The organism is Flexivirga sp. YIM B11880, assembly GCF_058148645.1.
Map to the genome: position 1 here is coordinate 17,462 of NZ_JBMAMH010000007.1, position 13,327 is coordinate 30,788.

Sequence of the window (13,327 nt, forward strand, 5' to 3'; positions counted from 1 at the left end):
ATGAAGTTTCGCCGTACGCCGGGGATCCGGCGAAGTGCTGCTCCCTGATGCGCTGCGCTGGGTCTGGCGAGCTCAGTGACCAAGACCAGGTAGCCACTCCGGTGCGCGCGTCACGAAGTCGTCGCGGGGGAGGCCACCAGCGCCGGCTGGTATGACGCCCAGCAGTGGCACAGTGCCGGCCTCGAACGCCGCGCGGTTGCTCATCTCCACGAGCGGCGGTGCTTCGGGCCACGATCCGATCACCACACCGAGCGGACGAACGCTCCTGTGCCGCAAGGCTTCCAGCGTGAGAGCCGTGTGATTCAACGTCCCGAGTGCGGACCGGACGACCACGACAACCGGCGCGCCGAGCGCGCCGGCCAGCTCGGCGATCGTCTCGCCCGCCTCGGTCAGCTCGACGAGTAGCCCGCCCGCACCCTCGACGAGGACGACGTCGAAAGACCTCCCCAGGTTTGAGATCCGAGTAACGTGTTCGTCGAGCGTTGGTAGTACAGCAGATTCGAGCGCAGCGGCCGGTCGCGGCGCCATGGCAGCGACCAGCCGCACGCCCTCGTGCCCTCGCACCCCGGTGAGCTGCTGCACCACAGCGACGTCCCCGGGCTCGTCAGTCTCGACACCGGTCTGCGTGGGCTTGTAGACGGTCACCGATGCACCCGACGAGGTGAGCGCCGCCGCGATGGCAGCAGTCACGATCGTTTTCCCGACATCCGTGTCCGTGCCGGTGATCGCGATGACGGTCATTGCGCTGCTCCGACGGTTGTTCGGCGCGCGGCCTCGGCGATGAGCCGCGCCGCCTGCTCGACCAACGCAAGGGGGAGATCGGCGCGCGCGGTGATCCGCAGCCGGGAGACGCCGTCGGGAACGCTCGGCGGCCGGAAGCAGCCGACCAGCACGCCCTCGGCCCGCAGCGCCTCACGGGCCGCAACGGCGCTGCCCGGATCCGGCATCGGCAGTGACTGGACCGCGCCGGCCGCGGACTCCGTGCCGCACTCCCGACTGATCAGCGCCGCCCGGTGATGCACCGCGCCCGCAAGGCTCGGGTCCGCCGCGACGATGCGTGCCGCGGCGCCGGCCGCTCCGGCGGCGGCCGGTGCCAGCCCGGTGTCGAAGATGAACGACCGAGCCGAGTTCACCAGGTGAGCCCGCATCGGCCTACCGGACAGCACCGCTCCGCCTTGCGCGCCCAGCGACTTGGACAGCGTCGCCGTGACGACCAGGTCCCGGGCTCCGGCCAAGCCGAGCGCGTGCACCAGCCCACGGCCGTTTCCGGCGACGCCGATCCCGTGCGCCTCATCGACGATCAACAGGGCGCCATGAGCCCGGCAGACGGCATACAGCTCCGCGATCGGTGCGGCATCGCCCAACACCGAGTAGATCGACTCGATCGCGACCAGCACCCGCACCCCACCGAGCGCTCGCAACCGCGCATCCAGGTCGGCGGGGTCGTTGTGTCCGAAGGTGTCGTACGGCGACCGCGACATCCGTGCCGCGTCGTGCAGTGAGGCGTGTGCGTGCGCGTCCAGGAGAATGTGCGCACCACGCCCGGTCAGGGCCGTCACGACACCGAGGTTTGCCGCATAGCCGGTGGAAAACGCCAGGGTCGCAGGCCATTCGGTGAGATCGCCGAGCGCCGCTTCGAGCTCGCGATGCACCGGGAGAGTCCCCGTGACGAGGCGTGACGCAGCCGCTCCCGCACCGAACTGCTCGGTCGCGGCCGTGGCGGCCGCCTGCACCCGAGCGTCCCGCGACAACCCGAGGTAGTCGTTGGATGCCAGGTCGATCATCGACTCGTCGCGAAGCACGGTGTCGGCGCGCTCCACGCCACGTTCGCGACGCAACGCGGCCCGCTCCGCGAGCCACTCATCCCAGCTCATTGGTGCACCTCCGCGACCGCGGCGACCATGCCAGCACAGATCGCGGCGATGTCCTCGTCGCTGCAGACGTACGGCGGCATCGTGTAGACCAGATCGCGAAACGGTCTGACCCACACGCCGTTCCGCACCGCGGCCGCGGTGAGAGCGGGCACGTCCACCTCGCGGTCCAGCTGTATGACGCCGACCGCGCCCACCGTGCGCACGTCGTGGACGGACGCCAGCTCGGCAGCGGGAGCGAGGCCCGCGCGCAGCCCCGCGGCGACGCGGGCGACATTCTCCGACCAGCCGTCCTCGAGCAGTTCCAGCGAGGCGTTCGCGATCGCGCACGCCAACGGATTGGCCATGAACGTCGGCCCGTGCAACAGCGCTCCGAAGGCCGACTCGGTGATCGCGCTCCCGACCTGCCCGGTCATCAGCACTGCGGCCAGCGAGAGATAGCCACCGGTCAGTGCCTTCCCGACACACACCACGTCCGGCCGCACGTCCGCCCATTCGCAGGCGAAAAGCCTTCCGGTCCGGCCGAAGCCGGTCGCGATCTCGTCGGCGATCAGCAGCAGCCCGTGCTCGTCGGCCACCTCGCGCATCACCTTGAGGCAGTGCGGGTGGTAGGGCCGCATGCCGCCGGCGCCCTGCAGGACCGGCTCGACCACGATCGCCGCGAGGTCGTCGGCCCGAGTTGCCGCGGTCGCGCGGAAGGCGGCCGACCACTGGGTCAGTTCGAATTCGTCGGTATGCCAATGGCCTTCGGCGTCGAGTCGGGCGATCGGTGGCCGCGGCGTGAAGACCTGGGACGCGAGCGCACCAGGAAAGGCGGAGTGCATCCCGTCCACCGGGTCGCACACGCTCATCGCGGCGAAGGTGTCGCCGTGATAGCCGCCGCGCACGGTCAGGAAGTGTTGTCGCTCGGGACGGCCGGTCGCCGCCTGGTACTGCAGTGCCAGCTTCAGCGCAACTTCCACGGAGACCGAGCCGGAGTCGGCGAAGAACACGTGGGCCATCGGGCCCGGTGCGAGCCGCACGAGGCGCTCGGCCAGCGCGACGGCCGGCTCGTGGGTGAGCCCACCGAACATCACATGGCTGAACGCGGCCAACTGCTTGCGCGCGGCGGCATCGAGCACCGGGTGACGGTAGCCGTGCACCGCACACCACCAGGACGCCATGGCATCCACCACCTCGGCGGACGTGCCGTCCCGGCCGGTAAGGGAGAGGCGCACCCCCGACGCGTCGGAAACGGCATACGGCGCAGGGCCGTTCAACGATGCGTAAGGGTGCCACACCAGTCCACGCTCGCGATCGAGCAGCGAGGTGTCAGGCATTCGGTTCGAGCTCGGTGCCCGCGCCGCGGCGGCGGATCGCTGGGTCGGGGACGTGGTCTCGATACGTGACGTCCTCCGCTTCGCTCCCCCCGTCACTACTCGACCGACGTAACACCAAGAACCCGTTGTCCTCGATCATGGCCAGGTCGTCCTGCGCCGCCTGACCCTCGGAGGTCAGGTAGTCGCCGAGGAAGATGGAGTTCGCCAGGTGCAGCGCCTGCGCCTGCAGGGACCGCAGGTGCATCTCTCGACCACCGGCGATGCGGATCTCCTTGTCGGGACAGACGATTCGCGCCATTGCCAGGATCCGCAGGCACCGCAACGGAGTGAGTTCCCAGGTGTCCTCGAACGGTGTGCCGTCGAAGGGCATCAGGAAGTTGACCGGGATCGAGTCGGACCCCAGGTCCCGCAGGGCGAAGAGCGCCTCGACCAGCTGCTCGTCGGTCTCGCCGAGTCCCGCGATCAACCCCGAGCACGGTGAAAGACCGGCAGCCTTGGCCTTGCCGACGGTGTCGACGCGGTCGGCATACGTGTGGGTCGTGACGATCGAGTCGTGGTGCGACTCAGCGGTGTTGAGATTGTGGTTGTACGCATCGACGCCCGCCGCGCGCAGCTTCTCCGCCTGCCCGGCCTTCAGCAGGCCGAGGCACGCACAGACCTCCACCTGCGGATGAGACTCCTTGAGGGCATTCACCATGCCCGACACCCGGTCGACGTCGCGGTCGGTCGGTCCCCGCCCGCTGCTCACCAGACACACGCGGGTCGCGCCACCACGGACGCCGGCGGTCGCCTGGGTGATCGCCTCGTCGGTCTGCAACCACTTGTATTTCAGGATGTCCGCCTCGGAGCCGAGCGCCTGCGAGCAGTAGTGACAGTCCTCCGGGCACAGCCCCGACTTGAGGTTGACCAGATAGTTGACCTTGACGGTGTTGCCGAAATGCTCCCGCCGCAACCGCGAGATCGAGGCGGTCAGTGCGAGCACGTCCTCGTCCGGAGCGTGCAACACCGCAAGTGCGTCGTCGGGCGTCGCGCGGTCGCCTGCAAGAATCTGGGAGACACGGGCGTCAAGGGACGCCATAGACTTGAACACCGTTCAAGTATGCCGTGCCGAGCGACCGACGCGCCATCGGGAGGTGACATCGAATGCCCCTGAGCCACGAGGAGATCGTCGACGCAGCAGTCGACGTGCTGCGCAAACACGGCCTCGCCGACCTCACGATGCGCCGGCTCGCGCGCGAACTCGGCGTGCAGCCGGGCGCGCTCTACTGGCACGTGCCCAACAAGCAGACCCTCCTGCTGCGCGTCACCGAGCGGGTGCTCGCCGACGTCCCGGTGCGTCGCAGCGGGCATCCGGCTGCAGACATCCGCCGGCTCGCGAAGGGGATTCGCGCGGCCGTTCTGCCGATCCCGGACGGGTCCGACGTGGTCGCACTGAGCTACGCCCTCGACCCCGCTGCGAGCCCGGTCTTCGTCCAGCTGCGCACGCTGACCGGCGAACTCGCGGACTCGGCCACGACGGCCGCGGCGGCCGAGGCCCTCGTCATACATCACGTGCTCGGCTCCATCGGCGACGAACAGAACCGTCGCCTCGCCGACCTGCCGACGCACGGTGCGGCGGCCGCCTTCGAGCGCGGCCTGGAGCTGGCCCTCACCTCCATCACCGCAACACCGCTACCGAGGAGTGAACATGGCTGACGTGATTACACCGGACGAGAAGGACTGGACCTGGGTCGTCGAACGGCGCTGTCCCGAGTGCGGATTCGACGCGTCGAAGGTCACCGGCGAGCAGCTCGGCGATTACCTGCGCGCCGCGGCCGAGCCCTGGCCCGAGGTCCTCGCCCAACCGGACGTCAACGTGCGGTCGACCCCGGGTAAGTGGTCGCACCTCGAATACGGGGCGCACGTCCGCGATGTCTGCAAGATCTTCGACGACCGGCTGACCATGATGCTCACCGTGGACGATGCGGTCTTCGAGAACTGGGACCAGGACGCGGCGGCGGAGGCCGGCAACTACGCCCTCGACGACCCGCAGGTGGTGGCCGGCGCCATCCAGAGCGGTGCCGGTGAACTCGCCGACGACTACGACGAGGTGCGCGGCGACGCCTGGGAGCGTCGCGGACTGCGCAGCAACGGCTCGCACTTCACCGTGCTCACCCTCGGGCAGTACTGCCTGCACGATCTCGTGCACCACCTGCACGACGTGGGAGCGCAACTCCCGCGCTGAGTAGACTGGGCGCGCACCGGCGTGGGTGATGACCCGACGTGAGAGCAGCCCAGAGGGGCGCGCCGGCGAGGGAATGTTGACAGCAACGATCAGGGAAAGGGACACCCATGTCCTTCGACTTCAAGGTCAAAGATCTGAGCCTGCACGAAGCAGGACGGCATCAGCTGCGCCTCGCCGAGCACGAGATGCCCGGCCTGATGGCGCTGCGCGAGGAGTATGGCGCCAGCCAGCCGCTGAAGGGTGCCAAGATCACCGGCTCACTGCACATGACCGTGCAGACCGCGGTGCTCATCGAGACACTCACCGCACTCGGCGCAGAGGTCCGCTGGGCCTCGTGCAACATCTACTCCACTCAGGACGAGGCGGCTGCGGCAGTCGTCGTCGGACCCGCCGGCACACCCGAAAACCCGCAAGGTTCACCGGTTTTCGCCTGGAAGGGTGAAACTCTCGAGGAGTACTGGGACTGCACGGACCTGGCACTGACCTGGCCCGGTGGCGACGGACCCAACATGATCCTCGACGACGGGGGCGACGCCACGATGCTCGTCCACAAGGGCCGCGCATGGGAGGCGGCCGGTGCGGTGCCGGCGACCACGGAGGAGGACGCCGAGGAGTTCCAGGTCTTCAAGGCCCTGGTACGCCGAACCCTCGCCGAGGACCCGCAGAAGTGGACCAAGATCGCGGACCAGGTCAAGGGCGTCACCGAGGAGACCACCACCGGCGTCCACCGGCTCTACGAGCTCGCCAAGACAGGTGACCTGCTCTTCCCCGCCATCAACGTCAACGACTCGGTGACCAAGAGCAAGTTCGACAACAAGTACGGCTGCCGCCACTCGGTGCTCGACGGGCTCAACCGCGCCACCGACGTGCTGATCGGCGGCAAGATCGCCGTGGTCTGCGGCTACGGCGACGTCGGCAAGGGCTGCGCCGCGGCGCTCGCCGGCCAGGGCGCCCGGGTCATTGTCACCGAGGTCGACCCGATCTGCGCACTGCAGGCCGCCATGGAGGGCTTCCAGGTTGCCCGCCTCGACGACGTCATCGGCGAGGCCGACATCTTCATCACCACGACCGGCAACTTCGGCATCATCTCCGCCGAGCAGATGCAGCGGATGAAGAACAAGGCGATCGTGGCCAACATCGGCCACTTCGACAACGAGCTGGACATGGCCGGACTGGCCAGGGTTCCGGGCGTCGTCAAGACCGAGATCAAACCGCAGGTACACGAGTGGACCTTCCCCGGAGGGAACTCGATCATCGTGCTGTCCGAGGGCCGGCTGATGAACCTCGGCAACGCCACCGGCCACCCGAGCTTCGTGATGTCCAACTCGTTCGCCAACCAGACGATCGCGCAGATCGAGCTGTTCACCAAGCGGGGCGACTACGACAAGCAGGTTTACGTGCTGCCCAAGCACCTCGACGAGAAGGTGGCCCGCCTGCACCTCCCGGCGCTCGGTGCTCAGCTGACCGAACTCACCAAGGAGCAGGCCGAATACATCGGCGTCGACGTCGCCGGCCCCTACAAGCCGGACCACTACCGGTATTGAGCAGAGTTGGATTGACTCCGGTCTCTGCCTGTCGCCCGGCTCGACGGCCTACAGACGGCAGCAGTCGTTGCCGCAGTCGCCGGGCGGCAGGGGACCGTCGGCGTGGGACGCCGGGCGGTGAAGTATGGCGCTCGTCGGAGTGATCACGAAGCCGTCACCGACGTCCTCGGCGGTGCCGTCCACGATCAGCGAGTAGCCGTGGTGCTCGGTCGGCGCGAACAGCAGGGTCACCGCGGGATTGACGTCGACGTTCGCCGCGGTGCCCTTGCTCCACGACACCCGAAGCTGCCCGTCGGCGACGGTCACGTCGACCGCAACCACTTTGACGCGGGAATCCCGGGTCGACAGCAGATGCGCGCTGTCGAACTGCGCGACCGTCGTCGCGAGCGCAGCCGGATCGACCTCGATGCTCACACCGCGACACTACGCCGATCCCGGTCGCGCGGCGGCGGAACCCCGCACGACATACCCTTGTCTCACGCCGCAACGTAACGGGGGGCGGCTCGCTCGCGAAAGGATCGACACACGTGACCAACGGACGCGTCCTCGTCGTCGACGACGACCCATCGCTCGCCGAGATGCTCAGCATCATCCTGCAGGGGGAAGGCATGGACGTGACGGTCTGTGCCGCGGGGGATCTGGCCATCCGGGCCTTCCAGGAGTCCAAGCCGGACATCGTGCTGCTGGACGTGATGCTGCCCGGCATCGACGGGGTGGAAGTATGCCGGCAGATCCGGGCGGAATCCACCGTGCCGATCGTCATGCTGACCGCACGCACCGACACCGTCGACGTCGTCCTGGGCCTGGAGTCCGGCGCCGACGACTACGTCACCAAACCGTTCAAGCCGCAGGAGCTGGTGGCGCGGGTGCGAGCCCGGCTGCGGCGCGGTGACGAGTCGGAGACCGAGACGCTGCAACTCGGCGATCTCACGATCGACGTTCCCGGCCACGTGGTCACCCGCGACGGCCGGCCGATCCTGCTGACCCCGCTCGAATTCGACCTGCTGGTCGCGCTGGCGCGCAAGCCGTGGCAAGTGTTCTCCCGGGAGACGCTGTTGGAGCAGGTCTGGGGCTACCGCCACGCGGGCGACACCCGCCTGGTCAACGTGCACGTGCAGCGCCTGCGCTCCAAGGTGGAGAAGGACCCCGAGAACCCCGAGATCGTCCTCACCGTTCGCGGCGTCGGCTACAAGGCCGGGAAGGCCTGACGGAGCACCGGGTGGTCCAGCAGATCTGGCGCCACATCGAACGTCTCGCCGTTCGGTGCGCCGCCGCGATCGCTCGGCTGTGGCGCCGCTCGCTGCACTTCCGGGTGGTCGTCATCACCGTCTTCCTGGGCACGTTCGTTGCGCTCGGGCTGGGCACCTACATGTACCAACGCATCGGCAGCGGCCTCACCGCCCGCGCCACGGACATCGCCGAGCAGCAGGCGCTCAGCCAGCGGGACTACGCCCAGAGCCAGTTCAACAACGCGCCGCGCACCGACATCGCCTCGCTGCGCGCCATCGGTCAGCAGGTCGCCGCACCGGTGACCAGCACGCACCCGCAGCAAGCCGGTGAGCAGAACGACCGGATCGTGATCACCCGGTCGCCCGGCAACACCTTCCCGTCCCTCGGGACGTTCTTCACCCAGCCCGGCGACGAGAAGCTCATCCCGTCGGAGTTGCGGGCCGCCGTCGAGAAGGATCCGACACACGCGCAACTACAGATCGGCACGGTGCATTCCGACGGCAAGGAGCTGCCCGCGGTCATCGTCGGCGCGCGGATCGTCATACCCAACGCGGGCAACTACGACTTCTACTTCATCTCCCCGATGAGCGCCGAGTCACAGATGCTCGGCATCGTCCGCACGACGTTCCTGCTCGGCGGACTCGCCCTGACGCTGTTGCTCGCCGGCATCGCCTATCTGGTGACCCGCATGGTGGTCAACCCGGTCCGCGACGCTGCGCACGTCTCCGAACGACTCACGGCAGGCGCGCTCAACGAGCGCATGCAGGTCAGCGGTGAGGACGACCTGGCCCGGCTGGCCACGTCGTTCAACGCGATGGCCGACAGTCTGCAGCGACAGATCCGGCAGCTGGAGGACCTGTCGCAGTTGCAGCAGCGCTTCACCTCCGACGTCTCCCACGAGTTGCGGACGCCCCTCACCACGATCCGGATGGCTGCCGACATGATCCACGCCAGCCGCGACGACTTCACCGCGCCGGTGGCGCGCTCCGCCGAGCTGCTCAGCCGTGAGCTGGACCGCTTCGAGACACTGCTCACCGATCTGCTCGAGATCAGCCGGTTCGACGCCGGCGCCACCACCGCCGGCACCGAGCCGGTCGACCTGCGCGACGTCGTCCGGCGGGTGGTCGACGGGTGCGAGGCGCTGGCCGAGACGCAGGGCGTGCGGCTGCGGGTGCACGCGCGACGGGAGGCCGTGGCACCGATGGACGCCCGGCGCGTCGAGCGGATCGTGCGCAACCTGGTGACCAACGCCATCGAGCACGCCGAGCACAAACCGGTGGACATCACGATCGGCGCCAACCAGACAGCGGTCGCGGTGGCGGTGCGCGACTACGGGGTGGGGCTGCGACCGGGCGACGCCGACCAGGTGTTCAACCGCTTCTGGCGCGCCGACCCCGCGCGCGCACGCACCACCGGCGGGACCGGCCTCGGGCTGTCGATCTCCCTCGAGGACGCCCGCTTGCACGACGGCTGGCTTCAGGCCTGGGGTGAGCCGGGCAACGGCGCGTGTTTCCGCCTCACGCTGCCCGTCAAGGCCGGGCGGCCGATCCTGCGGTCCCCGGTGACCCTGGCGCCCGACGACTCGAGCGTCGGCATCGCCATGCCCAACGGCAACAGCCTGACCATCGGCACCCGTGCGGCGGGCGGAGCTGGGGGCACGCTGGGCCCGCTCCGGGGCGATCGCCGGTGAGACGCCGCCGGGCGATCCTGCCCGCGTGCCTGCTCGCCGTCGCCGTCCTCACCGCGGCGGGCTGCAGTGGGCTGCCCACGACGAGCGGTGTACGGGCCGGCCAGGCGATCGACAATCGCGCGGTGCCGACCGTCGGCAACATCGAATATCCGGGACCGGTAGCCGGTGCCTCGCAGAAACAGATCGTCAGCGGCTTCCTCGACGCGACCGCCGGCACCAATCAGAACTACGAACGGGCCCGTGAGTTCCTCACCAAGGCGGCGAGCGACGGCTGGCAGCCGCGCAGTGTCGTGGTGACGTCCGGCACGCGCGATCTGATGACGACCGGCGGGGACACCGTCACCGTGACGGAGGGCACCACGGCCGTGCTCGACACGAGCGCCCACCTCACCGAGCGGCCGGCCGGTTCGATCAAGTCCGCCGAGTTCGGCCTCACCGAGGTCAACGGCGAATGGCGGATCTCCACCCTTCCCGGGGGATTCGGGCTCTGGATGAACATCCAGCAGTTCAAGCGCATCTATCAGCCGCAGGAGGTCTACTACCCGGCCGCCAACGGTCACACCCTGGTGCCCGACACCCAGTGGTACACCCAGACCGGGCTGGTGACTTCGCTCGCAGCAGCCGTCGTGCACGGCGCACCCCAGTGGATGAGCGGTATGACGCTGCCGGCGCTCCCGCGGGGCAGCGACCTCGCCGGCGGCTCGTCGGTGTCGATCGACAACGACGGCGTGGCGTCGGTCAACGTGAGCGAGGAGATGCTCTCCGCGACGCCGGTCCAGCGCACGGCGCTCTGGGCCAGCATGCTGGCGACGCTCGGCCAGGTCAGTGAGGTGCGCCGGGTCGTGGTCCTGGTGGACGGTGCGCGCCTGCAGACCACCAACCTGCCGCAGGCGCCGACCTCGCCGGCGGACCTGGGCTACTCGGCGGTGAGTGGCAACCCGGCCCAACTGGTGGCCCGCACCAGCGCCACCCAGCTGCAGTGGACCAACCCGGACGAGGCGGGCACCGACCTGCGCAGCAAGAGCCGGTCCAAGACCCAGCAGACCCTGCCGGACATCAACCGCAACTGGTATCGCCTTGCGGTGTCCGGCGACGGCACCCAGGTGGCGGCCATCGACGGTGCCAACAGCACCCTGGGCCGCTGGATCGGCGGACGGCTGACCAAGATCAGCGGCTTCGGCACCGGACTGGTCACACCCAGCTTCAGCTCGACGAAGACCTCGACCGGCAGCCCGATGAACGAGCTGTGGGTCGCGGGCGAGTCCGCCGCCAAGCTCAGCGGCCAGAAGTCGGCGGGCGGCACCGTGTGGGTGCTCGACGCCGACCTGCCGGTCGCCGAGGCGCAACCGCAGCCGGTCGGTGCGCCGTGGCTGCGGGACAAACGCATCGTCGCCGTCCGTGTCTCGCCGGACGGCGAACGCATCGCGGTGGCCGTCCAGACCGCCGCGGGCCAGTCCCAGGTCTACGTCGCCGGCATCGTGCGCGACCGGAAGGGCCACGCGCAGTCGCTGACCGAGCCGTTGCGTGTCGCCCCGACCGTCACGGACGTGCTCGACGTGGGCTGGGTCGACTACGTGACGCTCGCGGTCCTCAGCCGGACGGGGGCCAACCCGGTGGAGCCGATCAACGTGCCGATCGGCGGCCTCAGCAGCAGCCTCGGTGAGGCGCCCGGGGGTGAATACCTCGTCGCGACCGGCGGGGGAGCCAACAACCTGTATGTCGAGACCGAGAACGACACCGTGCTCACCAAGGTCGGCGCGACCTGGCAGAAGATCGACGGCATCCAGGCGATCGTCGCTTCCGGGACCTGACCGCACCCGGACTGTCCACATCCGACCGGCGACGCGCCGCTCGTCCACCGCTGCGGCACCCGGCCCGACCGGGTGCGTGCCACGCCCGCCACGCTGCACAGATGCCCGGTGCGGCCCTGCAGGCGATCTGCGATCTCGCGCTGCCGCGTGCCTGCGCCGGGTGCGGAGCGGCCGGCTGCGCGTTCTGTGCCGACTGCCGCGACGAGCTTGCCGCTGCCTGCGCAGCCGTTGCCTTCGCCGCGCTACCCGACCCGTGCCCGGCCGGCTATCCGCCCACCTGGTCGCAGACGCCGTATGACGGGACGGTCGCGCAGTTGCTGCGCGTCTTCAAGGACTCCGGGCGACGCGATGCCGGGCCGGTGCTCGGCCGGCTGCTGCGGAGCGCGCTCGCCGCGCTCGTCACGGACGATGCGGCGTGCCGTGACGCGCTGCTGGGCGGCGACCGGCTACTGGTGTGTCCGATGCCGAGCCGGCCGGCGTCGACCCGGGAGCGGGGGCGGCAGCCCGCGGTGGAGCTGGCCCGGCACGCGGTGCGCGGCGCGGAGCCGTTCGCCGTGCGCACCGTGCTCCGGGTGTCCGGGAGCGGCAGGGATCAGGCCGGGCTCGGCGCCGCCGAACGCTCGGTCAACGTCCGCGGCACGATGCGACTCACGGCGGCCGGCAGGAGGCTGGTCGCCGGGCGGGTGTGGGTCGTCGTGGACGACATCGTCACCACCGGATCGTCACTCGTCGAAGCCCGAAAAGTCTTGCTGTCAGCAGGTGCCCGGCATGTCGCCGCCGCTACCGTGGCGGCGACCCAGCGCCATACCGTGACCCACCCGTTTACGGGCACCGGGTCGGTGGTTTAACGTCTGTGCATGGAGCACATCGTGCGTTCAACTTCGTGCGAGAGGGTGCTCCGTCGCCCTCCTGGAGGAGGTGGTTGAGCGGCCGATCAGGGATGCCGACCCGCCTCATGACATGCAGTCGAGATCAGGAGTGCACCATGGAGATCACCGTTACCGGACGTCATGTCACGGTTCCCGAGCGCTTTCGTCGGCACATCGAGGACAAGCTGAGCAAGGTGCCTCAGCTGGACCCACGGGTCAGTCGGTGCGACGTCGTTGTCACGCACGAGGCCAACCCGCGGCAGGCCAAGGAAGCGGAGCGCATAGAGATCACCTGTCACGCCAAGAGGTCGGTCATTCGCGCGGAGGCATGCGCGGATGACGTCTACGGCGCGCTCGACGTAGCAATGACCCGGCTCGGAGAGCGTTTGCGTCGTGTCAACGACAAGCGACGGGTCCACCGTGGGCGGAAGCAACCCACGTCCGTGCACGACGCGACATCGGCCATCGCCGTGCCGTCGGAGGAGCAGCCGGTCGACGAGACACCACTGCCACCGCACATCGCCAAGGTCGGCGGTGACGAGGACTGCCCGATCCAGCTGCGGGAGAAGGTCCACTCCACGACGCCGATGGGCGTCGACCAGGCGCTCAACGAGATGGAGCTCGTCGGGCACGACTTCTACCTCTACCAGGACGCCGACACCGGCAAGCCGAGCGTCGTCTATCGCCGGCGCGGCTGGTCCTACGGTGTCATTCAACTCGAGGTGCTGGACGAGACTCCTGCAGCCAGCACCGCGTGACCGACCGGTCC

The 13,327-nt window shown here is 69.2% G+C and carries 13 protein-coding genes; 8 read left to right on the forward strand and 5 right to left on the reverse strand.

The genetic code is table 11. The annotated features are described in order from the left end of the window. Positions 1-72: 72 nt before the first annotated feature. The 4 genes from bioD to bioB are packed head-to-tail and all read right to left on the reverse strand — an operon-like array spanning position 73 to position 4,268. The gene (gene bioD / locus ACN8HC_RS11665) at positions 73-741 is read right to left on the reverse strand and encodes a dethiobiotin synthase (RefSeq protein WP_490075009.1); all 669 of its coding nucleotides are present in this window, start codon (positions 739-741) and stop codon (positions 73-75) included. Next, on the reverse strand, positions 738-1,874 hold the full coding sequence (locus tag ACN8HC_RS11670) for an 8-amino-7-oxononanoate synthase (protein ID WP_490075010.1): 1,137 nt from the start codon (positions 1,872-1,874) through the stop codon (positions 738-740). Before ACN8HC_RS11670 ends, bioD begins: the two co-directional genes overlap by 4 nt. Further along, entirely contained in the window at positions 1,871-3,190 is a 1,320-nt protein-coding gene (locus ACN8HC_RS11675) for an adenosylmethionine--8-amino-7-oxononanoate transaminase (RefSeq protein WP_490075011.1), read from the reverse strand. The genes ACN8HC_RS11670 and ACN8HC_RS11675 overlap by 4 nt, the downstream gene beginning before the upstream one ends. Further along, positions 3,183-4,268, reverse strand: a complete 1,086-nt coding sequence (bioB, locus tag ACN8HC_RS11680) for a biotin synthase BioB (protein WP_490075165.1) — start codon at positions 4,266-4,268, stop codon at positions 3,183-3,185. Before bioB ends, ACN8HC_RS11675 begins: the two co-directional genes overlap by 8 nt. Positions 4,269-4,333: 65 nt before the next feature. On the opposite strand from bioB, the gene ACN8HC_RS11685 reads away from it, so the two are divergent. The 3 genes from ACN8HC_RS11685 (at position 4,334) to ahcY (ending at position 6,958) form a co-directional block, all read left to right on the forward strand. Then, the gene (locus ACN8HC_RS11685; RefSeq protein ID WP_490075012.1) at positions 4,334-4,885 is read left to right on the forward strand and encodes a TetR/AcrR family transcriptional regulator; all 552 of its coding nucleotides are present in this window, start codon (positions 4,334-4,336) and stop codon (positions 4,883-4,885) included. Further along, the gene (locus ACN8HC_RS11690; protein ID WP_490075013.1) at positions 4,878-5,414 is read left to right on the forward strand and encodes a DinB family protein; all 537 of its coding nucleotides are present in this window, start codon (positions 4,878-4,880) and stop codon (positions 5,412-5,414) included. The genes ACN8HC_RS11685 and ACN8HC_RS11690 overlap by 8 nt, the downstream gene beginning before the upstream one ends. A 107-nt stretch (positions 5,415-5,521) precedes the next feature. Next, complete coding sequence (gene ahcY, locus ACN8HC_RS11695; protein WP_490075014.1) at positions 5,522-6,958, forward strand: adenosylhomocysteinase; 1,437 nt, start codon at positions 5,522-5,524, stop codon at positions 6,956-6,958. 48 nt (positions 6,959-7,006) lie between these two features. On the opposite strand, the gene ACN8HC_RS11700 is transcribed toward ahcY, so the two are convergent. Continuing rightward, positions 7,007-7,372: a pyridoxamine 5'-phosphate oxidase gene (locus tag ACN8HC_RS11700; RefSeq protein WP_490075015.1), complete on the reverse strand. Its 366-nt coding sequence runs from the start codon at positions 7,370-7,372 to the stop codon at positions 7,007-7,009. 113 nt (positions 7,373-7,485) lie between these two features. On the opposite strand from ACN8HC_RS11700, the gene mtrA reads away from it, so the two are divergent. The 5 genes from mtrA to hpf all read left to right on the forward strand — a co-directional run bounded on the left by mtrA (position 7,486) and on the right by hpf (position 13,316). Next, positions 7,486-8,166 (forward strand): MtrAB system response regulator MtrA, encoded by a 681-nt coding sequence (gene mtrA, locus ACN8HC_RS11705; protein ID WP_490075016.1) that lies wholly within the window; start codon positions 7,486-7,488, stop codon positions 8,164-8,166. 11 nt (positions 8,167-8,177) lie between these two features. After that, positions 8,178-9,878, forward strand: coding sequence for an MtrAB system histidine kinase MtrB (gene mtrB / locus ACN8HC_RS11710; protein WP_490075017.1), 1,701 nt, complete (start codon positions 8,178-8,180; stop codon positions 9,876-9,878). Next, on the forward strand, positions 9,875-11,689 hold the full coding sequence (locus tag ACN8HC_RS11715) for an LpqB family beta-propeller domain-containing protein (RefSeq protein WP_490075018.1): 1,815 nt from the start codon (positions 9,875-9,877) through the stop codon (positions 11,687-11,689). Before mtrB ends, ACN8HC_RS11715 begins: the two co-directional genes overlap by 4 nt. A gap of 101 nt (positions 11,690-11,790) precedes the next feature. Beyond that, positions 11,791-12,537: a ComF family protein gene (locus ACN8HC_RS11720; RefSeq protein WP_490075019.1), complete on the forward strand. Its 747-nt coding sequence runs from the start codon at positions 11,791-11,793 to the stop codon at positions 12,535-12,537. 137 nt (positions 12,538-12,674) lie between these two features. Next, a complete protein-coding gene (gene hpf / locus ACN8HC_RS11725; protein ID WP_490075020.1) occupies positions 12,675-13,316 on the forward strand; it encodes a ribosome hibernation-promoting factor, HPF/YfiA family in 642 nt (213 codons plus the stop codon). The last annotated feature ends 11 nt before the right edge of the window (positions 13,317-13,327 follow it).